Raw genomic sequence first — 25697 nt, 5'->3', positions numbered from 1 at the left:
GGGCGCTGTCGAAGGTGCCGGCGGATTCCTGCGGCCGCTCGTCGAAATTGCCTTGGGCGGTGTGCGTGCCGGTGGTTAGCGTGGCCGGTATGACGGAGAATCCGGTACCCGCAGACTGGCGCGCGGCCAACCGCGCCAACTGGGACGAGCGCGTCCCGATCCACACCTCCGGCGCGTTCTACGACGTCCCCGGCTTCGTCGCCGGGAGGGAGGCGCTCCGGGACTTCGAACTCGCCGAGGTCGGCGACGTCGGCGGAAAGACCCTGGTCCACCTCCAGTGCCACATCGGCCTGGACACGCTGGCGTGGGCCCGGCGCGGGGCCACCGTCACCGGGCTCGACTTCTCCGAGCCGGCCGTGGCCGTGGCCGACGGCCTCGCCAAGGAGATCGGCGCGAGCACGGCCCGCTTCGTCGCCGCCGACGTGTACGACGCCGTCGACGTGCTCGACGCCCGGACCTTCGACATCGTCTACACCGGTCTGGGCGCCCTGTGCTGGCTGCCCGACATCGACCGCTGGGCGCGGACGGCGGCCGCGCTCGTCGCCCCGGGCGGCTTCCTCTACCTGGCCGAGTTCCACCCGTTCGCCGACATCCTGGCCGAGGACGGCCGGACGGTGGAGACCGACTACTTCCGGCGCGAGCCGACGGTCTGGGACGAGCCCGGCACCTATGCCGACCTGGGCGCGGAGACCACCGCGAACGTGACCGTCGAATGGCAGCACGGAATCGGCGAGGTCGTCAGCGCCCTGGTGACCGCGGGCCTGCGCGTGGAGTTCCTGCACGAGCACGACTTCACCCTGTTCCCCCGCTTCCCGGTCCTGGAGTCGGACGACGGCGCCTACCGCTTCCCCGAGGGGCACCCGCGCTCCCCGCTGATCTACTCGATCCGCGCGACCAAGGCGGTGTAGGGACGGGCACGAGAGCGCCGGCGCAGTCGGCCGGCTGCGACCGGGTGGCGAACCGAGCGGTCCTTCGGGCAGGCTCGGGGCATGGTCTCGGTGTTGCAGAACGTGGCGATCGACTGTGCGGATGCCTATGCGCTGGCTCGGTTCTGGAGTGAGGTGCTCGGCTGTCCGCTGCATCCGGATGACAGGCCGGGTGATCCGGAAACCGAAGTGATGCTGCCGGAGGGCCCGTTGCTGCACTTCAACCAGGTGCCGGAACCGAAGACGGTCAAGAACCGGCTCCACCTGTGCCTGCGTCCGGAGACCACGCGCGAGGAGGAGGTCGAGCGCCTGCTGAACCTCGGGGCCACCCTCGTCGATGACCGCCGGGAGCCCGAAGGTCCCGGCTGGGCCGTCCTCGCGGATCCCGAGGGCAATGAGTTCTGCGTTCTCCGCAGTGCGGCCGACCGGGCGGCGATGGACTCCTGAGGCTGGAGCCGGCAGCCGCCGTGGGCCTTGCTCGCGGCGGGCAGGGCCGTCTCGGTGGCCAGGACTCCAGTCCTCCGAAGCCCCCTGACAGAGCTGAGCCGCGCTCAAGCCCCATGGAGCGTGGCGCCGTCCGCCGGGGCCTTCCAGGGCCGCCCCGACCGGTGTGTGAGCCGGGACGGAATCTGGGGGAAAGGCGCCGGGGCGGCGCTCGGTCGAGCGCCGCCCCGGGTTCGCCGGTGGGATGTCAGTTGTAGAGGGTGTAGGCGACGTCGGCGCGGCCCGCGTAGGCGTTGCTCAGTGCGAAGACGTGGGTGCTGGGGCGGAAGACGCCGTACGTGGTGCGGCCGGTGCCGAGCCAGTCGCCGACGACGGGGAGGTCGCCCTTCTCGCCGTAGGTGGCGGTGGAGACGCTGCCGTCGTCGTGGCGCAGGATGAAGAGGTTGGGGTCGCCGGCGTTGCGGCCGGGGCGGAGGACGCCGAACTGGGCGTGGTGGACGCCGTCCCAGTCGCCGACGACGGGGAGGTCGCCGGGGTCGCCGAAGCGCAGGGTGCTGACGCTGCCGTCGTCGTGGCGCACGGCGAGGAGGCCGGCGCTGGGCCGGTAGACGGCCAACTGGTCGTTCCGGTTGCTGCCGTCCCACTTGCCGACTGCCGGGATGTCACCCGGGTCGCCGAACTGGACCGTCGAGACGGAGCCGTCACCGTGCTGCAGGGCGAAGGTGGCGGTGCTCGGCCGGTAGATTCCGGTCTGGCACCGGCAGCTGCCGTCCCAGTTGCCGATGGCCGGGATGTCGCCGCGGTCCCCGAAGCTCCAGCTGCTGGAGTACTGCGTGTCGGTCTTGTCGTACGAGTATGTCCAGCGGCCGTTGTCGAACAGGCCGTTGTGGTCGTCGGGGCCGCCGAAGTTGCCGGTGTACGGCACGCCCGGCACCGGGCCGGAGACCTTGGCCTCCACCGAGGTGCTCGCGGAGCGGCCGTGGTCGTCGGTCACCGTCTCGGTGATGGTGTGCCGGCCGCCGACGCCGTACTCGTGGGTGAGGTCGGTGGCCGGGTTCGGGCCCTCGACGACCGTCGGAGCGGTGCCGTCGCCGAAGTCGAGCACGCGCCGGGTGATCGGCCAGGGGCTGTGGTCCTCGGTCCTCACCCAGATCCGAGCGCGGGACCGGTCGTAGGTGCCCCACGAGAACTCCGCCGTGAGGGAGGGCACCTGTCGCAGGGTGAACGAATGCGTTGTCGTGCGGACCAGGCCGCTACGGCTGGTGCCGGTCAGCGCCGCGGTGAAGGTGCCGGCGGCGGGGTAGTCGTGGTCGACGACGCTGCTCCCGGGGCCGACCGCGAGGGGCGCGCTGCCGTCCCCGAAGTCCAGCGTGCCGGTGCCCGACCAGCCGGCGGAGAAGTCGACCGTCAATCGGGCGTTGAGCGGGCGGCCCTCCCGGTAGTACGGGACGGCGCTCACGCGGACGCTCATCGGGTCCTGGAGCTCGACGGCGCCGCGGTCCCGATAGCCGGCGGTGCCGGTGTTGGGGATGTCCGGGTGGTCGGCCGGCTCGGCGCCGTAGAGGTCGGTGGTCGGCATGCCGGGGGCGGTGGTGTCGGCCGCGTCCGTCAGGGCCGCTGTGGCGGGCGGGGTGTAGTCCGCCGGGACTTCGGTGAACTGCGGGTCGACGCTGTTGTCGTGCACGCCCTGTCCGGTGGTCCGGAAGGCCTCGGGGGTGGCGAAGGCGGTGCCGCCCCAGGAGTAGGCGTCCGCGCCCGCCGGCACGACGGTGTTGTAGTCGGCCTTGGCGCCCTGCGCGGAGCCGGCCGACACCACCAGCGGGATCGCCGTCGGGGTCGTGCCGTCGCAGGCGGCGGCGGGGACCCTGGTCAGGATGTTGTTCTCGACGACCGCTCCGGTGGAGTTCCCGGTGAGCTCCAGGTCGGTCCGGCAGTTGCGCGCGAAGGTGTTGCCCACCACGACCGTGCCGGGAGCGTCGGTGGCCACGACACCCCGGCCCTTGCCCTCGGTGATCAGATTGGTGGTGATGACGGTTCCGGTCACCCGGGCGTCGACCGCGACGCCGGCGACGGGCGCCCCGAAGATCTCGGTGCGGCTGACCGTGACATCCGTGCTCGTTCCGGTGATCCGGATGCTCGGGGTCGCCTCGGGGTAGGCCCGGACGCCGTTGGAGACGGGGTCGCCGCCGCTCACGCCGGTGCGGTCGAGGACGATCCGCGCGGAGTCCTTGACGAGCACGGTCTCCTGCGGGGCAGCGAGATTGAGGCCGGTCACGGTGACGTCGTGGACACCGTCGAACAGGAAGGCGTGCGGGGCGGGGGTGTCGCCCTGGCGCCACGACCTGGTTCCCGCGAACGTGTGCGGCGTGCGGTAGATGACGTCGCTCTTGAAGACGATCGGCCTGCCCGGCAGGCCGGAGCGCTTGACGGTGACCTGGCCGATGTAGTCATGGCCTGCCGCGATGTCGACGGTCTGCCCCGGTTCGGCCACGTCCGCGGCGGCTTGGATGGTGCAGAACGGCTGGGCTCGGGTGCCGGGGCCGGTGTCCGAGCAGAGCAGGTAGTGGGTGTTGTCGACGTAGAGCACGGCGGTTTCGGCGTGCGCGGTGAACGGCAATACGGTCCCGGCGACCGCGGAGCCGGCGATCGCGACGGCCAGGCCGGTGCGACGGAGTGCGGGCATGGGCGGGATCTCCCCTGTGGTGGTTCAGCGCGAGGTCGGTGTCGCCCGACCGGCACGCCGACAGCTGTGGACGTACGGCCTCCTCCGGGAGCCGGGGAGGCACGGGGCGGCGCTCGGTCGAGCGCCGCCCCGGGTTCGCCGGTGGGATGTCAGTTGTAGAGGGTGTAGGCGACGTCGGCGCGGCCCGCGTAGGCGTAGCTCAGTGCGAAGACGTGGGTGCTGGGGCGGAAGACGCCGTACGTGGTGCGGCCGGTGCCGAGCCAGTCGCCGACGACGGGGAGGTCGCCCTTCTCGCCGTAGGTGGCGGTGGAGACGCTGCCGTCGTCGTGGCGCAGGATGAAGAGGTTGGGGTCGCCGGCGTTGCGGCCGGGGCGGAGGACGCCGAACTGGGCGTGGTGGACGCCGTCCCAGTCGCCGACGACGGGGAGGTCGCCGGGGTCGCCGAAGCGCAGGGTGCTGACGCTGCCGTCGTCGTGGCGCACGGCGAGGAGGCCGGCGCTGGGCCGGTAGACGGCCAGCTGGTCGTTCCGGCCGCGGTCCCAGGCACCGACCACGGGGACGTCCCCCGGATCGCCGAACTGGACCGTCGACACCGAGCCGTCACCGTGCTTCAGGGCGAAGGTGGAGGTGCTGGGACGGTAGATGCCCGACTGGCACTGGCAGGTGTTGTCCCAGTTGCCGACGACGGGGAGGTCGCCCGGGTCGCCGAAGCTCCAGTTGCTGGACGGCGTCGAGTCGGACTTGTTGTACGAGAGCGCCCAGCGGCCGTTGTCGAACAGGCCGTTGTGGCTGGTCGGGCCGCCGAAGTAGCCGGTGAACGGCACGCCCGCCTGCGGGCCCGCGACCCGTACGGCCCGCGAGCTGCTCGCGGAGCGGCCGTGGTCGTCGGTGACGGTCTCGGTGATCGTGTAGGTGCCGCCGACGCCGTACTCGTGGGTGAGGGGCGCGGGCGTGTTCGGGCCCTCGACGACGGCGGGGGCGGTGCCGTCACCGAAGTCGAAGACGTGCCGGACGACCGGCCAGGGGCTGGTGGTCTGGGCCTGCACCGTGACCTGGGCGCGGGACCGGTCGCCGTTGCCCCAGCCGAACTGCGCCCTGAGGTCCGGGACCGGAGCGATGGTCACCTTGCCGGTGGCCGTGCGGACCAGGCCGTACTGGCTGGTGCCGGTCAGCGTCGCCGTGTAGGTGCCGGCGGCCGGGTAGTCGTGCTCGGGGAAGTTGAACCCGGACCGGACGACGAGGGGCGTGCTGCCGTCCCCGAAGTCCAGCGTTCCGGTGCCCGACCAGCCGGGGGAGAACTCGACCCAGAAGGACGCGTTGAGCGGGTGGTCCTGTACGGGCGCCGGGCGGCCGTTCAGGTCGACGAGCAGTGGGTCCTGGAGTTCGATGGCGCCCCGGTCCCGGAAGCCCGCGGGGGCGGTGTCGGGGAGCGGGTGGTCGGCCGGCGCCCGGCCGTAGAGGTCGGTGGCCAGCATGCCGGGGGCGGTCGGGTCGGCCGCGTCCGTCAGGCCCACGGTGCCGGCCGGCTCGTACTCCATCGCCTGGTTGAACTGCGGGTTCGCGTCGTTGTCGTGCGCGCCCTGCCCGGTGGCCCGGAAGTCCTCGGGGGTGGCGTAGGACGTGCCGCCCCAGGAGTAGGAGAGCGGGCTCGACCGGACGACGGAGTTGTAGTCGACCTTGGTGCCCTGGGTGGAGCCGGCCGACACCACCAGCGGGGTCGCCGTGGGATAGGTGCCCGTGCACTGGGAGGCGGGCCACTTGTAGAGGATGTTGTTCTCGACCACGGCCCCGGTGGAGGTGCCGGCGAGCTCCAGGTCGGTCTGGCAGTTGCGGGCGAAGGTGTTGCTCACCACGACGGTGCCGGGCGCGTCGGTGGCGATCACGCCCCGGCCGGTGGCCTCCACGATCTGGTTGGTGGTGACGACGGTGCCGCTCACCCCGGCCTCGACGGCCACGGCGGCGACGGGCGCCCCGTAGGACCGGGTGCGGCTGACCGTGACGTCCGCGCTGGTCCCGGTGACCCGGATGGTCGGGGTCGCCTCGGGGTAGGCCCGGACGCCGTTGAAGACCGGGTTGCCACCGGACACGTCGTTCCGGTCCAGGACGATCCGCGCGGAGTCCTTGACGAGCACGGCCTCCTGCGGGGCGGCGAGGCTGAGGCCGGTCACGGTGACGTCGTGCACGCCCTCGAACACGAAGGCGTGCGGCGCGGGGGTCTCACCCTGGCCCCACGAGTCGGTTCCCACGAGCGAGGACGGCGTGTCGTAGGGGATGTCGCCCTTGAGGACGATCGGCTTGCCCGGCAGACCGGAGCGCTTGATCGTGACCTGGCCGATGAGTCGGAGGTTGGGCGCGATCTGGACGGTCTGTCCCGGTTCGGCCACGTCCGCGGCGGCCTGGACGGTGCAGAACGGCTGCGCCTGGGTGCCGGTCCCGCCGTCGGAGCAGTTCGCGTTGTAGGCGTTGTTCACGTGGAGCACGGCCGCGCTCGCGGCGTGGGCGGTGAACGGCAGCACGGTCCCGGCGACCGCGGAGCCGGCGATCGCGACGGCCAGGCCGACGCGACGGGATATTGCCATGGGCGGAGTTCCCCCTGATATGACACGGCGTGAGGTGCGGCGCTGTCCCGACTGGCGCGCCGACAGAAGGCCCTTCCCAGGCAGACTGCAGGAAAGGGCGGCACAAGTATCCACGAGCCCTTCACGCCGCCTCAACCGGGTATCCCGTCGGTGCGGACGACGTCGGTGGGACACCGGGAAGCGACGACGGTGCAGGTGGAGTCGGCGCGGCCGCTTGGGCGTTGCCGGGGGCGAAGCAGTGGGCGCGACGGTGCGGCTCAGGGCCTCGGCGGGAGCCTGGCCGGTACTCGATCCGCGCGACCGAGGCGGTGTAGGAGGGCGGCCCCCCGGGTACCGGTCGGAGCGGGGACGCCCCCGGAAACGGCGATGCCGCGCCGCCCGGTGGTCCGGGCGGCGCGGCAGGCTCTCCGTCTCCGCGGATCGGGCCGGGGCCGAGGGCTCAGGCCGAGAAGTAGCCGATCAGGTCGGCGACCACGTCGGTGGCGCCCCACTGGTTGGTGAACGACACCCGCCCGTCCACCACGGGCGCCATCACCAGCGCGGACACGACTTCACCCGGCCGGTAGTTGATGTTCGAGGCGTCCGGACGCTCCGTCCCGTGCGGGTAGACCGTCAGGAAGCTGGTGTCGGTCGGCCACACCACGGTGACGTTCATCAGCACCTCGGTGACGCCGGTCGAGGGCACGCCCTCGACCCCGGCCACCTTCAGGCTGACCACGTCGCCCGCCCCGCCCAACGCGCCGATCCGGGCGCCCTCGCCGGTGCGGGTGTCCATCAGCCGCACCAGGTCGGACGCCGAGTAGGTGGCGCCCTTGGCGGAGTAGTACCCGACGACGTCGACCCCGAGGTCGACCTCGCCCCAGGCGTTGTAGAGGTCGACCTTGCCGTCCGCTCCGACCGGGACGGTCACCAGGTTGGAGACGTTCTGCCCGGTGGTGAAGTTGACGTTCGACGCGTCGGGCACCGCCTGGCCGTGCGGGTACGCCGTGACGTACCCGGTCCGGGTGGGGTTGACGGCGGTCACGCTCATGACGACCGCCGTCACGCCGGTGGCCGGGACGCCGGCGACCCCGGTCACCTGGAGCGGCACCACGCCGCCCCAGCCGACCCGACCGGCGGGTGCGCCGACGCCCGAGACGGTGTTGAGGATGCGCGTCGGGTTGATCGGGCTCAGCAGGGAGCCGGCGCCGCCGTCCGTGTAGTACCCGGCGATGTCGACGCCGAGGTCGACCTCGCCCCAGGCGTTGCGCAGGTCCACCTTGCCGTTGGACAGCGGCACGGTCACCAGGTTGGGCACGTTCTGCCCGGCCGCGAAGCTGACGGTCGGCAGGTCGGGCACCGGCCGGCCGCTCGGGTACACCGAGATGGCGCTGTTCCGGGTGGGGTTGACGGCCGTCACGTTCATCACGACCGCGGTGACGCCGCTGGCCGGGACCCCGCCGACGCCGGCGACCTGCAGCGTCACCACACCGCCCTGACGGACCCGGCCGGCGGGGGCGCCGACGCCCGAGACGGTGTTGAGGATGCGGGACGGCGGAACGGGGACGAACCGGCCCTTGGTCGCGGCCTGGGCGGCCTTGACGGTGAACGCGTTGGCGAGGACCGTGCGGTAGCCGTCGGCCTGGATGTCGTAGCTGCCCGGCGCGAGGCCGTTGGTGTCCACCAGGACGTGCAGCGAGGTGCCGTCGGCGTTGACCGAGAGCGGGGTCACGAGCGGCGGGGTCGGGACGCCGTCGCGGCGCAGACCCAGCTTGCTGCCCAGGGTGAGGCCGCTGCCGCGGATCTCCACCTGGACCCGCGTCCCGGCGGCGCCGGTGGCGGGGCTCACCGCGCCCACCGTCAGGGGGTTCGCCGGACCGGTGCAGTTGGGGTACTCGCAGGTGCCCTGGAAGCTGTACTCGATCGGCGTCGCGGCCCGGCCCGGACCGATCACCAGGATCGCCCGGCCGCCCTCGGCGGAGCTGGTGCTCTGGCAGCGGGCCCCGAACACGCCGGAGTTGTTGCCGCACTGGTAGCTGAGGTCGCCGGTGGTCCACTTGCCGGGGCTGAGCAGCCAGACGAACGGCTGGACGCCCGAGGTCGCGCTGGTGACGCCGGACACCGTGAAGGACTGCGAGGGCTGCAGGTCGATCACCGCGCAGTACGCGGTGGACGACTCGGTGAACACCCCGCTGCGGGTCGGGAACCCGGCGATCGACACCTGGTGCGCGGTGCACTCCGGCGCCCAGCCGCTCGACGTGCCGACCGTCCAGGTGTCCACGTTGGCGTGGATCGCGGTGCCGCCGTACCCGGCCGCGACCACGACCATGGTGTACGAGGTCGAGCCGGTGAGCCGGCAGGGGTTCACGGCGCCGGCCCACTGGGTGCAGACGTACTTGCCGTCGGCGTCGATGACCTGCGACTCGACCGTGCCGTCCGAGGAGCGCGCAGACAGCCACAGCTTGTCCGTGGCGGCGGCGGTGACCCGCACGCACCGGGCGTCCAGCGCCGAGGTGAGCTCGATCGGGAGGGACTGTCCGCCGAAGGCGGTGGACGCCGGGCCGAGGCAGTTCGCGGTGGGCGAGATGTCACGCCGCACCACCTTGTAGGTGTCGCCCCAGGTGCTGTTGGTCAGCAGCGCCGTGTACGCCACACCGGGGGTGAACCGGCAGTTGAAGGCCGAGCTGCTGCCGGTGGAGCAGACCACGGTGCCCTGCGGATCCACCACCTGCACCGAGGCGTTGACCCGGTTGGCGGTGTTGGTGTAGTCGAACTGCTCGGCGGTGGAGTGCCGGTCGGCCGGCAGGCCCAGGCAGGCCTGCTTCACGGTCGCGGTGAGCGTGAACTCCGCGCCCCAGCTGCCGTCGTAGGGGCTCTGCGGCCAGGCCAGGCAGCCGGCCGTGTCACCGGTCCGGTGAACCACCAACTGGTAGGCCTGGCCCGGCACGCCGGTCAGCACCACGCGGAACGGCGCGGTACCGGTCAGCCGGCAGATCGCCGACGGGTAGCCCTCGTTGACGCACTGCTTGGCGCCGGCCGCGTCGAAGACGGCGGCGGTGGCGTACCCGTCCGTCGTCGGCGGCCGGTTGAGCAGGTAGACGCCGGTCCCGGTGGCCGTCGGCAGGGTCAGGCAGTCCGCCCGGCCGCGCGCGCCGAAGGTACCCGCGGCCGCGCCGGAGACCAGTCCGTCGTCCTTGCCGGCGGTGCAGCCCCGGGTCTCGCTGTCCGAGCGGAACACCATGCCGAACGCCGGGTTCTCGAACGTCCGGGCCTCAAGTGCCCAGGTGTAGGTTCCGGGTGTCAGGTCGCAGCCGACGCCCTGGTAGCAGTCGCCGGTGAGCCGGACGCCGTCGGCCGTGTACAGCTCGCCGGACAGGGTGGTGCCGTCGGCCGTGACCGGCGCGAAGGAGTACTTGCCGGCCGTGGTGACGTGGAGGAGGCGGCAGCGCACCGTCGAGGTGAGGTCCGGGGCGGACCCGAACGCCTGCGGTTCGACCGTCAGGCAGCCCTCGGCCGGGGCGAGTCGCTCCACGGCGAGGTTGTAGGCCACCGAATCGCCCCACGTGCGCTGCACCAGGACCCGGAACGGTGCCGGGCCGGCGAGCTTGCAGACGACCGGGTCGCCGAAGCTGTGCGCGCACAGCTCGGTGCCGGTGGCGTCGAAGAGCTGCTCGTTGGGCAGACCGGAGACGTACGTCCGCAGCGTGTCGCCGGCGGCGAGGTCCAGCGTGTAGCAGTCGCCCGCGGAGCCCTGGGGCAGCGTGCGGGAGAAGGCGTTCCGTGCGCCGAGCCTGCGGTCGGCGGCGGTCACCGAGGTGCAGCCGGTGCCGGAGAGCAGCGGGAGGTAGGACAGCGAGACGCCGTTGGACCGGAAGTCGCCGTTGCGGACCGCCAGCGTGTACGTGCCCGCCTGGCCGGTGGCGCAGCGCAGCACGGTGGAGAGGTTGGCGCAGCTGACGGCGGTCCCGTCCGGCGCGGTCAGCTGCGGGTAGACCGGCGAGTAGACCGCGACGGCCTGGACGAAGACCACGTCCTTGGGCTGCGCCAGCGTGAAGGTGACGGTGGCCGTCTTGTCCGGGTCGATCGCGCAGGTGGCGACCGTGCCGGGAGTCAGCGACGCCGGACAGGGACCGGTCGGGTCGGCCGCCTTGAGCGCTTGGACGGCGGCGTCGCGCGCGGCCTTCGGGTCCACCGCGGGCGGTGCCGGGGCCGTCGGGCCGGCGGTGGGCACCGGCTCCGCGGTGGTGCTCGGGCTCTGCCCGGCGGGCTCGCCCGGTGCGGCGGTCGGCGTGGTCGTCGGCGCGGCCGCCGGCCCGCTCGCGGACGAGGTGGCCGCGGGCGGGTTCACCGCGGCGGCGGCCGGGTTGATCTGGCCCATCAACGTGGCCAGCACGGCGAACAGCAGGACGGCCGGCGTGGTGGTGACCGCTCGTATCCGTCGGAGTCGCACACGTCTGCCTGACGGCAGCATGCTCATCTCTTCCCCCATCTCAGGACGTACCTGACTGACTTCCATGGACCGCTGCGGGAGCTCAGCGCAGCCGGGAGTCTAGCGAGCCGGACCGACATCGTGATCATGGGCTCCGGCAGGGACGAGGGTGCCACGGGAGGCCCGGGTGCGCGACGGGAATAATGCGGCCGGGCCGGCCTGGCGCGCCGTGCTGTCGCTGTCGTCGGCGGACCCTTGAGGCGGGAGTCTGCTGACGGTCTGATGCCCCGTCCGCGGCCGCCTCCGTGAGCCGCCGGAACCGCCCCGGGCCGGGCACCGCGACGGCGCGGTGCCCGGCCCGGGAGCGGTCAGGCGTTGGTTCAGGCGTTGGTTCAGGGGCGGGGCGAGTGGCGGCGGCGGGCGATGAGGACGGCGGCCGCGCCGATGCCGACCAGGGCCAGGGCGAGGCCCGCTTGGCGGCGCAGGCCCGGTCCGGAGCCGGTGTCGGGCAGCGGGACCGGCGAGGGCGAGGGCGAACCCGAGGCGGTGGGGGTGGGGGACGGGGTCGGCGACGGGCTGGGGGAGGGGGTGGGCGACGGCGTGGGAGAGGCGGTCGGGGTGGGGGACGGGGTTGGGGTCGGCGACCGGGTCGGCGTGGGAGTGGGGGACGGGGTCGGACTGGGGGTTGGACTGGGGGACGGGGTCGGGCTGGCGCCCGTGCAGGTCACCGAGACCTCGCCGAGCCGGAGGAAGGTCATCTTGCCCTGGTAGACCTGTTGCCCGGCGAGGTTGTTGAGCGTGCCGGACACCTCGATGTCGAGCCACGCCTCGGCGGTGTACTGGGCGCTCTGGAGCGCCGGGTCCTGGTGGCGGGTGACGGTGACGTCGAGGGTGCTCGCCCCCACGGTCGGCACACCCAGGTCGGTCCCGGTGATCTGCAGGTGGGTCGCGCCCAGGCCGACCGGCTGGCCGAGCACGGTGATCTGGTCGCCGGCCGTGCGGTTGTAGGCGAGGGCGAGGGGGCCGACCGGTGGGGGCACGCACTCGGCGTAGGAGTCGAGCGTGGCCACCTGTCCCACCTCGACCGGCCCGAAGTGCACCAGCCGGGTCGAGTTGAACCAGACGGTGAGGTCGGTGAGTTGGGCCTGCGCGTAGTACTTGGCGGGATCGGTGGCGGTCCGGGTGGTCTGGGTCGCGATGCTGATCCGTGACAGCATGCCGTCCGGGTCGCTGCTGAAGTCCGCCGTGTCGGTGTCCGGCACCGTGGTGGACTCGGCCGTCCCGTAGACGCCGCTGTAGGCCGCCATCCCGATCGCCTGCACGTCCTGATTGGTGAGCTGGACCAGGGTGGCGCTGGCGAGCGCCCCGGGCGCGGCGGCGGCGGTGCCGCCGATCGGGACGAGGAGGAGGGCGGTCGCGGCGGACCCGGCGGCGAGGGCGACGGCTGCGGCACCCACCCGGGGTGCGCGGTTCTTGACGGTCATCACCCACGCATAACAGGGCAAACCCCCAGCCGGTTCGGGGGCGCGCCCGAAGTTGCACCGTCCGGACCTGTGGCCGATGGCCGGTGATCCGTCACCCGGCGTCGGCACGGCAGGACGTGGGCCGTGCGGGTAACCGGGCGCGGTCGTCCCCGGTAGCAGGTGGGACGTCCGGAACGGGTGCCCGGCCGCCCGTCAGCGGGTCAACGACGGACGGCCGGGGGAGTCGAGGGCGGCCTACTCGCCGGGGTCGGCCCCCGTGTAGGCCGGTGAGCGGAAGGTGCGGCGGAACGCTCCGGGCCCGTGCCGCAGGTCGAGCCAGCCGGTCAGGCCGGACAGGTCACCGCGGACCATCGCGGTGACGACCAGCCCGCGAGCGTTTCAAGCCGGAAATGCCATCCGCTCGAAGATGGCGATCCACACCAGGCCCCTCCCAGACGCACGGCAGTCGAAGGGTCGGTCCACCACGTGAAATCAGGCCGGGCACACCCGTACCGGGCAGAGGACGAACCTCCACCCGGCACGGGTGCGGTGAGCGGGTGAGACTCATGCCGCGGGGTTGACGGTGAGGCTCCAGTGCCGGTTCGAGTTGCCGAGGCAGGACCAGATGCCCAGACCGGTGCCGTTGGCAGTGGCCCAGCCGGGGATCTCCAGGCAGCGGTCTGCGGCCGGGCTGTACAGCGTGCCGTCGGCGCGAAGCGCCCATTGCTGGCCGCGGGCCCCGACGCACTCGGACATCGCGACCGGGGAGCCGTTCCCGGCGCCGCTCTCGGGAGCGGTGAGGCAGGCCGAGCCGGCCCGCACCGTTCCGTCCGAAACGAAGGTGAACTTCTGACTCACCCCGGCCCAGCAGTCCCAGACGACGGGGCGGCGGCCGTCGGCGACCGGGCCCATGCTGTCGACACACTTCCCACCGTCGTACGCGGAACGGATCTGATAGCCGACGGGCCGGTTGGGGACACCCAGGCTGACGGGTGCGGCGAAACGCGGGAGGCCGTCCACCGCGGCTACGCCGGGGTTCGCCGTCAGCGTGCCGTCGGCAGCCACCACGAACAGGTCGGGGTGGCCGTCGCCGTTGACGTCGCCGGGCGAGTCGATCTTCGGGAACGCGGTGGCGCTCAGGCCCAGCGGGAGAACCGCCTGTGCGGCGGTGCGCTCGGCCGCGATCCCGGCGTCCCACTTCTGGCCGAGCACGTCCTCGCAGGTCCTGATAGCCAGGTAGCCGCCCTCACCGGTCGCACCGCCCTCCACTGCCAGGCAGCGGTCCGCGCTGGGATTGCGCAGCGAGCCGGCCGTTGCCCCGGGCACCCACTGCTGATTGACGCCGTTGTTGCAGTCCCAGAGCTCCACCTTGGTGTCGTTGTCCTGGGTACCGAACGGGATGTCCACGCACTTGCCCAGGACATGCAGCGAACCGTCGGTGCCGAGTGTGAACGTCTGGTTGCCCGCCGCGGAGTTGCAGGTCCAGTTGAGGATGGCGGTGCCATTGGCGGTCGAGGCGTGATCGATGTCCGCGCACAGGTTGGGCAAGCCAGAGGCGAGTTGGCGGTGGACGGGCGCGGCGATTGTCGCAGTGGGCACACCCTGGGCGTTGAACGACAGCGGATAGGTGTGGATCGCGCCTGTGAGGTCGTCCCGCGCCCACATGGCCGGGGTGCCGCCCACGGAGCCGGGGGCGAGCAGCGTCACGCCGGACCAGTCACCGGTGCCCAGGTCGGTTCCGGTGCCGAGCAGGCAGCCGCCGAGCGGGGTGCCCGGGTAGTACCGCAGCCTGCCGTTCTCCACGGTGATCAGGCCGGGGCGCTTCGCCACGTTGCCGTTGGGCGCCGTGGCGACCATCTGGGTCAGGTGGTTCCAGGTCCCGTCGATGCCCTGCGCGCAGGCCGACGACGTGCCGATCGGGGAGATCGCGAGGCGGCTGAAGTGCCCCGCGATACCGGGCGGCACTTGGGTGGAGTCGTTGAAGTAGCCGTAGAGTTTATGGCTGCCCTTGTTATAGACGATCAGGTCGTCCTGGCTGCCCTCGGTCAGCGAACCGCGGTGTGCCACCAGGTAGTTGTTCCAGCTGTCGTGTTCCGGACTCTGATCCATGGTGGAGGCCAGTCCGGGTTTGGCGGTGAAGTCGCTGTTGCCGGGGACCAGCGTCAGGGTGCCGTCGGAGGCCGGGGTCAGGAAGTCCGGCGTGCCGTCGGAGGTCAGGTCACCGGGGATCACCTTGGTCGCCGGGTTCCACGGTGCATAGAAGTCGTATCGGGCGGCCTCCTGCTGGGTGTTTCCCGCACCGTCGATCGCGCGGACGAACAGGGTGTGGACACCCCAGTCGTCCGGGTTGAGGTTCACCGGAATGTCCGCGACAGCGGTGCCGTTGCCGTCCGGCTCTGCCTGCAGGAACTTGGCGCCGACCGGAGGGATGTTGTCGTCGAGCGCGTACTGGAAGCCGCGGACACCGCTCTTGATGCACGAGCCGCGGGTGCAGCCGCCCGGTGTGGGGTCATTGCTGCTGGCCCTGAGCGTGATGCGCTGGTCGCCGGCGTGGGCGGTCGGGGTGAGCCCGCTACTCAGTGGCGGGAAGGCCGTCGACATCTCGAACTCGGCGAGCGACGGCGGGGTCTGGTCGACGTTGAAGTAGCAGTACGCGGAGTCCGGCCCGTTCAGCAGGCCGTCGGTCGCCCAGGCGTTCCATCCGTACTGGTGGCCGTCCGAGACGCGGCTGCCAATGTTCGCGCGCCCCCAGGCCGATGGTCCGATCGGCTGGCTGGCGGGCCAGCTCGTGTCCGCCGGGTTGCCGTTGGCGTCGGCGGTCATGTTGTCCCAGACGTGGAAGCCGACGACCAGGTTGGTGTTCGGCATCGGTGTCGAGGCATAGGCGTTGAGGGTGATGTTGGACTTGTCTCCGACCAGGGTCGTCATGCCGATCCAGCCGGGCTGCCCGCCGCCGCACGCCGCCCCGTTGGGGTTCTGTGAGTCAGGGTCGGTGTAGTTTGCGTCGGGCTGGCTCGGCGGGAGGTCGTAGGTCGCCTGAACGTACGGGTTGTTGTTGAAGCGCATGAACCCGAGGTTGCCCGAGGACTTGCTCTCGTTGCCGAAGAGGCCGATCGTCCAGCGCGGGATCTGCTGCTGGGCGACGGTGCGCAGGGCGCCGGCGACGTCGAACTCGACCTGGCGCCAGCCACAGTTTCCGTACGCGCTGTTGGGCGTCTGGGTACTGAAGGCCTGTTCGACGTTCTGCGGTTGGTGGTTCCAGTCGGTGCTGCCGTCGATGCCCTCGCGCATCCACTTCGCCGTCACGGTCGCGGTCGCGTTGCAATCGTGGTTGGCGGCGTATGTCTCAGTCAGGTGGAGCTTGGCCTCGTTGACGACCATGCGGTTGTTCATCGTGCTGGTGTTGAACTCGTAGTACGAGCGCTCCAGACCGAAGCAGTTGGACACGTACTGCTGGTAGCCGACGCCCTGGCCATTGGTCTGTGGCACGTCGAACTGCGGGGCGTTCGGGCAGCCTTCCATGACCTGCGCATAGTGGTTGGTGCCCATCGGCCCGGTGGGCGTCCACGAGGGGTCGATATAGAGGGGCCAGGTGGTGCCGTCCCCGCCGAGCAGGTCGGCGTCGGGAGTCAGGGTGACCGCGCCCGACTCAGCCTTGACAGCGATCGGCCGGACCGTGGCACCGTTGCCCGGCCCCGCCGACGATGAGGTCGGCGCGTCGGTCGCCGTGGAATGGGCCGCGGCCTCGGCGGCGTCGTCCGGGGCCGACATCAGAGCGGTCGTCGGAGTCACCCGGAGGGCGGGCCCCGGAGCGAACGCTGCTGGAGCGGAGGAGCCGGTGGGAGCAACGGGAGCCGTCGCGGAGTCCCACATCACCGGGGTGGGGGCGATGAAAGCCGCCCTGCCGTCGCCGGCCTTGGCGGCGAGGTTGCCCATGCCGTCGACCTCGACCGTGAGGTTCGTGGCCGCGGTGCCCAACCGCAGCGCCTTCAGCTCGGGGTTGGCCGCGGCCTGGGCGTCGCGGACGATCAGGACCTCGCGGACCGCGCCCTGCTCGCTGACCGTCACGTCGAGGTCGACTCCGGGCAGCACGGCCGCGTACCGCGCGCCGGCCCCGGTCACGACCGGTTCGGGCAGATCGAACGGCAGAGAGAGCGCGAGGCTACGGCCGTCCTTGTCGGTGAGCGTGGTCAGCGGCCTCCTACCACCGCCGGACAGGGTCACGCCGGACGGGGTCGCCTTCGGCGACCAACTGCCGTCGGGGTTCCTGGCCAGTGCGGCGTCCACCGGCGTCCAGGCGCCGCCCTTCTTGACCCGGGCGGCCTGCAGGTGGCTGGTGACAGTAATCCGGCCGTCCGGCTCGGCGACGGTCAGCGAACTCTCGGTGGTGAGCTCGTCAATGGTGACGGGGTTTCCGGTGATCTTGGCCCTGAGTCGGCCGGCCTGGACCGAACCTCCGGGGTCGGGGGTCGGAAGCGCTCCGGGGCGGGTGGTTTGACCAGGTTTCACCGCGAACGGACGGTCATCGGCAAATGCCGGCACGACGCTTCCGAGAACGAGTCCACCGAGCGCGGATATCACGGCCAGACGAGTCGTCAGGCTGCCTGTCCGAATTCGACTGAATCGGATGGGTTTCCCCATGGACCATCCCTTTCAGAAAGATCTGAACTGCCGTCATGAATGCACGTGCGCAAGCTCACGCGGCGGTCTTTCAGGCAGGTCAGGGGCTTGACGCCACTGGATGAGCGCCCAGTCGCAGACGGCCTGAAAATCATCCGGCCAACCAGGCACCGGGCAGGCTATTGTGCGGTTCGCATGCCTGGCAATACGGTTTCGGCGGCCCTGGCTCTGTGGCCGCAGGAGCCGTCGATTGACCCGGCTCGTTCAAGAACTGTTCTTCTGTGGGGGTTGGCAGTGCGCACTCGATTGCGCTGGTTTGTGTACGCCGCCGGTGGGGGTCGTCGACGAAACAAGGTCGCCTCGGTGGCCGCCCTGACCGTGGCGATGTCCCTCATGGCTCCGATGGCGGGCGCTGAAATCGTCGGCGGTTACCGGAACGATGATGCCGGGCGGTCGGAGCAGCCGCTGCCCACGCTGCCCCGGGTATCGGGCAGCAACGCCGACGGGCCCGGCCGCCCTTCGGAGCCCGCACAGCCGGGCGCCCGAAACCTGGCGGCCTACAAGCCCTCGCCGGCACAGTGGCCCGGAGCGGCCTCGGCCACGGTCCGGCTCGGCGCTGCCGAGCCGGACCGCAAGTGGGCGGCCTCGCCGGGCTCCGCCGGTGACCCGGACAAGGTACGGGCCGGCGCCACGCCAGTTCTCTTGGGACCCATCCCCGGCAGCGCGGGCACCGCCGCCAATACGCCGTCCTCGGTCGACGTGAAGGTCGCCGATCGGGCGAAAACCCAGGCTGCCGGCGTAGACGGCCTGCTGGTCGGCCTCGCCCGCGGCGACGGCCGCACCGAGCCGGGCAACGTCTCGGTAAGCCTCGATTACGGCTCGGTCGCTCAGGCCTACGGCGGCGGCTGGTCGTCCCGGCTGCGGCTGGTGGCCATGCCGGCTTGTGCTCTGACGACGCCGCAGATCGACTCCTGCCGAATCCAGACACCGGTCGAGTACACCAATGACCCGGGCGCCGGGAAGATCACCGGAACGGTGACCCTGCCGGCCTCTGGCGCGGATACCGGTTCAGGAACCGAGGCTGCCAGGAGCGCGACGTCGTTCGCGCCGTCGTCGGAACAGGCCTCCCCGGCCTCCTCCCCAGTGGTACTGGCGGCGGTCTCCGGCACGGAGGGTTCACAGGGGTCGTACAACGCGACCTCGCTGTCGTCCTCCGGTGCCTGGGCCCAGAGCGGAGCCGGGGCGTTCACCTACGGCTACCCGGTCGCCATGCCCCCGTCGCTCGCCGGTCCCGTTCCCCAGGTTGGACTGTCTTACAACTCACAGGCCGTCGACGGACAGACCTCAGCACGCAACTCCCAAGCCTCCTGGATCGGTGACGGCTGGTCCTACAGCCCGGGCTTCGTCGAGCGCTCGTACAAGGCGTGCAAGAACGTCGGCGTCGAGGACTCCGCCGACCAGTGCTGGGCGGGTTGGAACGCCACCTTGGCCCTCGGCTCGCGCACCGGTGAACTGGTGCGCGATGCCAACGGCGTGTACCACCTGCAGAGCGACGACGGCACCAAGATCGAGCGCCTTACCGGCGCCTCGAACGGCCTGTGGCAGGGCGAGTACTTCAAGGTCACCACGGCCGACGGCACCGCCTACTACTTCGGCCTCAACCATGCGCCCGGCACCACGACCGACAGCCCCACCAACAGCGCCTGGGGCGCGCCCGTCTACCACCCCAACAACGGCGACCCCTGCTACAGCGCTGCCATGGGCAAGAACTCGCTGTGCGAACCCGACCAGGTCGGCTACCGGTTCAACCTCGACTTCGTCGTCGACCCGAACGGCAACCTGCAGCGCTTCGACTGGGCCTCCGAGACCAACTACTACAACCGGGGCTACGGCCAGGCCGTCCAGAGCGGCGGCACTGGCCAGCTGGCGTCCTACACCCGCGGCGGGACCCTGGCCAAGGTCTCCTACGGCTACAAGCTCGACGACGCCAAGGCAGGTCGTGAGCCCTCGGCCCGGGCCGTCTTCGACACGGCCGAGCGCTGCGTCGTCTCCGACGCCACCTGCCGACCCGAGAACCTCAACGCCTCCACCGCCACCAACTGGCCGGATGTGCCGTACGACCTGGCCTGCCAGTCGAACTGGACCACCAGCGGTAGCGGCTCCAACGTCTGCAAGATCGGCTCACCGACCTTCTGGTCCACCAAGCGCCTTTCGAAGATCACCACCGAGATCCGCACCGCTTCGGGCTGGCACGGCGTCGACCGGTACGCGCTGAAGCACCTGTTCTCGGATGCGGGCGGCAGCATCGATCCGGTCACCGGCGCCTCGGGCGACCCGAAGAACGCCGGCGCCGTGCAGTCCGTGATGTGGCTCTCCGAGGTCAGGCACACCGGGCTGGACACCACCGCGGGCGGCAGCGGCGAGGCCCCCCTGGACCCAGTGGTCTTCACCGGCAAGGAGTTCGACAACCGCGTCGATGGCTCCAACCCGGCGGCGCCGGCGCTGTACCGGCCCCGGATCACCGGCATCCAGACCGAGAGTGGCACGTACGTCGCCGTCACCTACCGTGACCCTGAGTGCTCCCGGGTCAGCGGCACCATGCCGGCCTCGGCCGCGGACAACACCAAGGCGTGCTTCCCCGTTTACTGGAACACCCCCGGCGCCGCCAAGCCCATCGCGGACTGGTTCAACAAGACCCTGGTCTCCAAGGTCACCGTCAACGACATCACCAACGCCGCCTCCCCGGCCCAGGTCGTCGAGTACGCCTACGGCCCCGCCGCCTGGCACCGGGACGACTCGGACCTGACGGATGACCAGTACCGCACCTGGAACGACTTCCGCGGCTTCCGCACCGTGACCACCACATCCGGTACGGCGCCGGACCCGGTGACCAAGAGCGTCACCGCCTACCTGCAAGGAATGGACGGCGACTACACCTCCGCCACCACCACCCGGCCCGCTGCCGACATCAGGAACTCGCTCGGCGAGCGGATACCGGACAGCCCGTGGCTCGCCGGAATGCCGCTGGAGAACTCCACCTACAGCACCGCTGACGGCGGATCGGTGATCGCCAAGTCCCTCCCGGACGTCCCCGCCACGGTGGAGACCGTGAAGCGGACCCGCACCGCCTGGACGTCCAAGAAGCCCGCGCCCGGGGAGAATCCTCCCACTCTGTCCACGCTGCCCGACCTGGTCGCCCGCAAGGCGAAGACCACCGGCAGCCGCGCCATGTCGCTGCTCTCCGACGGGGTGACCTGGCGGACCACCCGGACCACCACCGAGTTCGACGACCTCGGCCGCCCGTGGAAGGTCAACGACAAGGGTGACGTCACGGTCCCCGCCCAGGAGACCTGCACCACCACCACCTACGCACCGGCGCCGGCGGCCAACCCGACGATGATCCTCGCCCCTAGCGAGATCGTCAGCATCGCCGGGCCCTGCGCCGCCGCCACCAGCACCAATACTCTCAGCCACAAGCGGTTCGTCTACGACGGCAACGGCAGCGTCACCAGCCCCGGTGACCACGGACGCCTCGGGCAGAACGGCGTCACGCTGGGCCTGGTCACCGCCACCCAGTCGGTCAAGTCCTACGACGGCTCCGGGCAGCCGGTCTTCCAGACCCTCGAAGCCGAGAGCGTCGACGGGTACGGCCGGGTGACCAGCCGATTGGACACCGCCGGCAAGCTCACCACCACCAGCTACACCCCGGCCGGCGGCACCCTGCCGACCGAGGTGTCGACGACCAACCCGCTCGGCTGGAAGGCAACGAGCACCCTCTCCCCGTCCCGAGGGCTGATCACCCGGGCCGTCGACGTCAACGGACGGATCACCGACTCCACTTACGATGCGCTCGGCCGCCTCACCCAGGTCTGGCTGCCCGGCCGCAGCAAGGCCGACGGCAAGAGCGCCGACCGGAAGTTCGAGTACGCGATCCACGGCACCGGCACAAAGCCGAACGCCTCCAGCGTCACGACCCGGACGCTGCGGGAGAACGAGACCTACGACGTCGCCGTCACCATCTACGACGGACTCCTGCGTCCTCGGCAGAGCCAGACCACACCGGCCGACGACAGTAGCGGCCGACTGGTCTCCTCCACCCGGTACGACAGCCACGGTTGGCCGGTCATCAGCATCCCGACCTGGTCCGACCCGACCACCGCACCGAACTCCACACCCTTCCGGGAGACCGAGAACACCCTTCCCGCCGAGTACGTGACGGTCTACGACGGCCTCGGCCGTCCGATCTCGCAGCAGCAGTACTCCAAGGCGAGCCTGCTGTGGCAGTCCACCGTGGCGTATCCGGGCGCGGACCGGACCGACCGGACCCCGCCGCAGGGCGCCTCGCCCAGTACCGTCTACACCGACGCCATCGGGCAGACCACGTCCTCGGTGATCCATGCCGGGGGCACGATCGGTGACGTCACCACCAGGTACACCTACGAGCCCGGCGGCCAGGTCGCCACGGTCAAGGACAACGTCGGCAACACCTGGTCCTACGAGTACAACCTCCGCGGCCAGCCGATCTCGAAGACCGACCCGGACAGCGGCACGGCCACCACCCTCTACGACGACCTGGGCCGGCCGGCGACCGTAACGGACGGGCGCGGCCAGTCCCTGTCCTTCACCTACGACGACCTCGGTCGGCAGACCGCCAAGTACAGCGGCACCAGTACCACGGACCCCTCCAAGCTGCTGACCTCGACCGAGTACGACTCGCTGGAGAGGGGCTACGTCACCTCCGCCACCCGCTACGACGGCGGAGCGTTCGGCAGCAAGTACGTCCAGAAGGTCAACGGATACAACACGGCCTACCAGCCGACCGGTTCGACCACCACGATCCCCGCCTCCGAGGGCAAGCTGGCGGGCGACTACACAATCTCCTCCACCTACACCGACAACGTCGGCCTGCTCGCGGCCACGAAGTACAACGGGGACGCGGGTCTGCCCGACGAGACCGTCGGCTACGGCTACAACCTCCAGGGCCTGCTCTACCAGACCGGCACCGATGTCACGCCGCTGCTGGCCCTGGCCAACTACAACCCGCGGGGCCAACTGCTCCGCTCCACCTACGGCGAGAGGGGCGAACTCCTTCGCACCTCGCAGGTCTACGACGACGCCACCGGGCGGCTGACCAACCACCGGGTCGCGCTTCAGGAGAGCTCGGCCAACCCGCTCTCTGACAGCACCTTCGGGTACGACCACGCAGGCAACCTCACCACCGTATCCGAACTGCAGTCCTCGGGCGGGCCGGACCAGACCTACGACTCTCAATGCTTCCGCTATGACGGCCTGAACCGTCTCGTCGAAGCCTGGACGGACACCTGGGGCGTCACCAAAGCAGGTGCCGGCCAGATCTCCCGCTGCAGCAACGACGACCCCAACCCGGCCAGCATCGGTGGCCCCGCTCCCTACTGGCAGAGCTGGCAGTACAACACCCTCGGCGACCGCACCCGGCACGTCCGGCACGACGTAGCCGGCGACACCTCGCGGGACGTCATCCAGACCAGCAGCTACCCCGGCGAGGGCGGCACCCCGGCTGCAAAGGCCAACGCGGTCACCGCCGTCACCACCGCCACCGGGACGTCGACCAGCAAGCTGGTCTCCGCGATCCCGACCGGCGGCACCCCGCTGTGCCTCGACGTCCAGGGCAACAGGACCGCCAACGGCACCGCCATCCTCTCGTTCACCTGCAACGAGGGTGGCGGCCAGAAGTGGACCAAGAACGCCGACGACACCATGCGCTCGCTCGGCAAGTGCCTGCGCCCGGCCAACGGTGGCAGCGACCGCGGCGTCGCGCTCGAACTCTGGACGTGTGACGGCAGCACCGGCCAGAAGTGGCAGCAGGGTGCGAACGGCGCCCTCGTCCACACTGACACCGGCCTGTGCATCGATGTGCCCTGGTCCAACAGCACTCCGGGCACCCGGGTGACCCTCTGGGACTGCAGCCAGGGCGTCAACCAGCAGTGGCCGGCGACGGTGAACGCGCCCACCGGACCGTCCTACAGTTCCACGCTGACCCCGCAGTACGACAGCGCCGGCAACACCGTCTCGCGCTCCGCCACCAGCACCGGCTCGATCGCCTCCGGCATCGCCACCGGCTCGGCCACCCCGCTGTGCCTGGACGACGACCACGGCTGGACCGCTGACGGCACCGCGATCTTCTCGTTCACCTGCAACGAGGGCGACGGCCAGAAGTGGACCCTGGGCACCGACGGCAGATTGAAGGTCATCGGCAAATGCATCCGCCCGGTCGGTGGCGTCGCCGAACGCGACCGGCGGCTGGAGCTGTGGACCTGCGACGGCAGCGCCGCCCAGGAATGGCGGCCCGGCCCGAACGACTCGCTGGTCAACGTCGCTTCCGGCCTCTGCGTCGATGTCCCGTACGCCAGCACGACCCCGGGCACGCGGGTCGCACTGTGGGACTGCAGCCAGGGCTCCAATCAGAAGTGGACCTCGGCCGGCGGCGCGCCGTCGACCGGCGCCACCCAGTCGTTCGCCTACAACGCCGAAGGCCTCACGGCCACCGTCACCACCCCGAGCGCCGGGGTCACCCGGATATCGAGCTACCTGTACGACGCCGGCGGCAACCTGCTCATCCAGCGCGGGCCCGACGGCACCGTCCTCTACCTGTTCGGCGGCTCCGAACAGCTCACGCTCGACAAGACCGGTACCACCGTCTCCGGCCGGCGCTACTACTCCAACCCCGACGGCACCGTCATCATCCGGGCCACCGGCGGTGGGCTGACCTTCCAGCCGACCAACCCTCAGGGCACGGCGAGCCTCCAGGTCGACGGAACCACGCGGGCCGTCACCAGGCGAGCCTTCGACCCGTACGGCAACCCCCGTGGACCCGTGCCCACCACCTGGGCAGACAATCACGGCTATCTCGGTAAGCCTGTCGACGCGACCAGCGGGCTCAACCTGCTCGGCGTCCGCAACTACGACCCCGTCATCGGCCGCTTCCTCACTGTCGACCCGATCTTCCAGGCCGGCGACCCCAACCAGATGGGCGGCTACACCTACGGGGCCAACAACCCGACCTCGGGCAGCGACCCGATGGGGTACAGCTGGATCAGCACCATCACGAACGTCATCAACAAGGTCATCGACGACCCCAAGGGCGCGGCCAACGCCGCAGGGAGCTACGTCGGGGGAGTCGTCGACACCTACGTCGGCGACGCCTGGGTCGCGACGATCAACACCGGGATGGACCTCTACGACGGCGCCCGCAACATTGGCTGTCTCGGCAACCCGTTCGGCTGCACGTCGTACCAGCACGAGAAGTACACCAACGACTCGCCGATCGCGACCGTGTTCAACATCGACCCCAACTCCGACTCCTACCGCGCGGGCCGCCTCACCGGGGACGTCGTGGGCATAGCCGTCGGTATCGGCGGCATCGTGAAGGGTGCGATCAAGGGCTTCCGCGCGGTGCGGAGCCTCGTCAAGGAATGGCGCTCCGTCGCCAAGGCCGCCGACGACCTCCCCACCCACACCCCCGCCAACCCTTCCCCCACTAACCCGGTCAAGCCCACCACCCCCGACAAGCCGGGCAAGGGCACCTCCACCCCCAAGGGTGGGAGCGACTCGGGTAAGGGCGGGAGTGGCAAGGGGAGCAGTGGCGCCGGTGACTCGCGGAACAAGTCAGGGAATGGCTCGTCCGGAGGCAGCGGAACGGGTGGCAAGTCTCGGGGTGGCAAGGGCACCCCGCTCAAGCCCACAGGCTGGGACCCCTACGAAGCGGCCATGGACCGCAACGGGTACCTGGCCGCCGTCGCTGACCACTATGGCATCAACCTGCGCGGGAGTGGAAAGACCGTCAAGGTAATCTATGACGCCGATCTAAACAGTGGCATCACGTATGGAACGACGAGAGAGGGAGATGGCGGATATATCATCAGGGTTGGGTTCAAGGCGTTCGCTGAAGGTGAGGCGACCGTCGCCAACACCATTGCACACGAGCTGAACCATGCACGGGAGCTCCTGGCCAATGGCAAGTGGGTAAGGGACGATATACCCGAATTCCACGGTACGGAGGATTCGTTCAGCGACGGAACGCCCTACGCATCAGGAAATCGACTCCAGGCACACATCGAAGGACGGCTGTAAGAATGACCGAATGGGTGAGTGTTTTCCCGGACCACTACAGCGCGTGGCGAGGAATCGTCAACCAGGCGCTGCAACGACAGGAAGCCAGCATCGACGGTGGCTGCCCGGTGTGCGGTGGCGGTCCTCTCCTCATGGCGTTTACGATCGACGGCCCCGCCAGGCGCGTCGCCCCGGGGGAGCGGATCGCCGGACGGGGCCGCCGTTGGGAGTGGTGCGAGAGCTGCCGGGCCTTCGATTACGACCGAGAATCGCTGGTTCCCGAATGGGCCGCAGCGGTGACCGTTCCCGAGTCGCTCGGCCTGCGCGATCCGAGCGAGGCCGCTCGGTTGCTCGCCGAGAAACTGAAGGAGCAGTAGGGGATGGCCGGTGGGGCGGGGGGGGGTATATAAGCCCCCCCCCCCCCCGGTTTAAGGGACGGGGGGGGCAATTAATTTTTTTAATTTATGTGTAAAATCACCCCCCCGA

Annotated in this window: 9 protein-coding genes; 4 read left to right on the top strand and 5 right to left on the bottom strand. The window is 70.7% G+C overall.

Features of this window, described 5'->3' with window-relative positions:
* Positions 1 to 89 precede the first annotated feature (89 nt).
* Together ACFVYI_RS05680 and ACFVYI_RS05675 are read left to right on the top strand one after the other, a co-directional pair.
* Positions 90 to 908, top strand: a complete 819-nt coding sequence (locus ACFVYI_RS05680; RefSeq protein WP_387881859.1) for a class I SAM-dependent methyltransferase — start codon at positions 90 to 92, stop codon at positions 906 to 908.
* 81 nt (positions 909 to 989) lie between these two features.
* Complete coding sequence (locus ACFVYI_RS05675; RefSeq protein WP_387881858.1) at positions 990 to 1373, top strand: VOC family protein; 384 nt, start codon at positions 990 to 992, stop codon at positions 1371 to 1373.
* Positions 1374 to 1617: 244 nt separating this feature from the next.
* Here ACFVYI_RS05675 and ACFVYI_RS05670 read toward each other — a convergent pair whose 3' ends face one another.
* From ACFVYI_RS05670 to ACFVYI_RS05650, 5 genes are all read right to left on the bottom strand, one after another.
* Positions 1618 to 4053 carry a right-handed parallel beta-helix repeat-containing protein gene (locus ACFVYI_RS05670; RefSeq protein WP_387881857.1) on the bottom strand — a complete coding sequence of 812 codons (2436 nt, stop codon included), beginning with the start codon at positions 4051 to 4053 and terminating at the stop codon, positions 1618 to 1620.
* Positions 4054 to 4202: 149 nt separating this feature from the next.
* Positions 4203 to 6632, bottom strand: coding sequence for a PKD domain-containing protein (locus ACFVYI_RS05665; protein WP_387881856.1), 2430 nt, complete (start codon positions 6630 to 6632; stop codon positions 4203 to 4205).
* Positions 6633 to 7071: 439 nt separating this feature from the next.
* Complete coding sequence (locus tag ACFVYI_RS05660) at positions 7072 to 11061, bottom strand: hypothetical protein (RefSeq protein ID WP_387881855.1); 3990 nt, start codon at positions 11059 to 11061, stop codon at positions 7072 to 7074.
* A gap of 371 nt (positions 11062 to 11432) precedes the next feature.
* Positions 11433 to 12524, bottom strand: coding sequence for a hypothetical protein (locus tag ACFVYI_RS05655; protein ID WP_387881854.1), 1092 nt, complete (start codon positions 12522 to 12524; stop codon positions 11433 to 11435).
* A 543-nt stretch (positions 12525 to 13067) separates the two neighbouring features.
* Entirely contained in the window at positions 13068 to 17012 is a 3945-nt protein-coding gene (locus tag ACFVYI_RS05650; RefSeq protein ID WP_387881853.1) for a ricin-type beta-trefoil lectin domain protein, read from the bottom strand.
* 813 nt (positions 17013 to 17825) lie between these two features.
* On the opposite strand from ACFVYI_RS05650, the gene ACFVYI_RS05645 reads away from it, so the two are divergent.
* Both ACFVYI_RS05645 and ACFVYI_RS05640 read left to right on the top strand, forming a co-directional pair.
* On the top strand, positions 17826 to 25232 hold the full coding sequence (locus ACFVYI_RS05645) for a ricin-type beta-trefoil lectin domain protein (RefSeq protein ID WP_387881852.1): 7407 nt from the start codon (positions 17826 to 17828) through the stop codon (positions 25230 to 25232).
* A 2-nt stretch (positions 25233 to 25234) separates the two neighbouring features.
* Complete coding sequence (locus tag ACFVYI_RS05640) at positions 25235 to 25588, top strand: hypothetical protein (protein WP_387881851.1); 354 nt, start codon at positions 25235 to 25237, stop codon at positions 25586 to 25588.
* The last annotated feature ends 109 nt before the right edge of the window (positions 25589 to 25697 follow it).

Source organism: Kitasatospora sp. NPDC058218 (assembly GCF_042882445.1).
GTDB lineage: Bacteria > Actinomycetota > Actinomycetes > Streptomycetales > Streptomycetaceae > Kitasatospora.
This window is presented reverse-complemented; position numbering and strand designations above follow the sequence as displayed.

What these genes read in the sequence shown, in the direction of transcription:
- ACFVYI_RS05655 (WP_387881854.1), bottom strand. Translation starts at nt 12,524, where the DNA reads ATGACCGTCAAGAACCGCGCACCCCGGGTGGGTGCCGCAGCCGTCGCC.
- ACFVYI_RS05640 (WP_387881851.1), top strand. Translation starts at nt 25,235, where the DNA reads ATGACCGAATGGGTGAGTGTTTTCCCGGACCACTACAGCGCGTGGCGA.
- ACFVYI_RS05675 (WP_387881858.1), top strand. Translation starts at nt 990, where the DNA reads ATGGTCTCGGTGTTGCAGAACGTGGCGATCGACTGTGCGGATGCCTAT.
- ACFVYI_RS05670 (WP_387881857.1), bottom strand. Translation starts at nt 4,053, where the DNA reads ATGCCCGCACTCCGTCGCACCGGCCTGGCCGTCGCGATCGCCGGCTCC.
- ACFVYI_RS05665 (WP_387881856.1), bottom strand. Translation starts at nt 6,632, where the DNA reads ATGGCAATATCCCGTCGCGTCGGCCTGGCCGTCGCGATCGCCGGCTCC.
- ACFVYI_RS05680 (WP_387881859.1), top strand. Translation starts at nt 90, where the DNA reads ATGACGGAGAATCCGGTACCCGCAGACTGGCGCGCGGCCAACCGCGCC.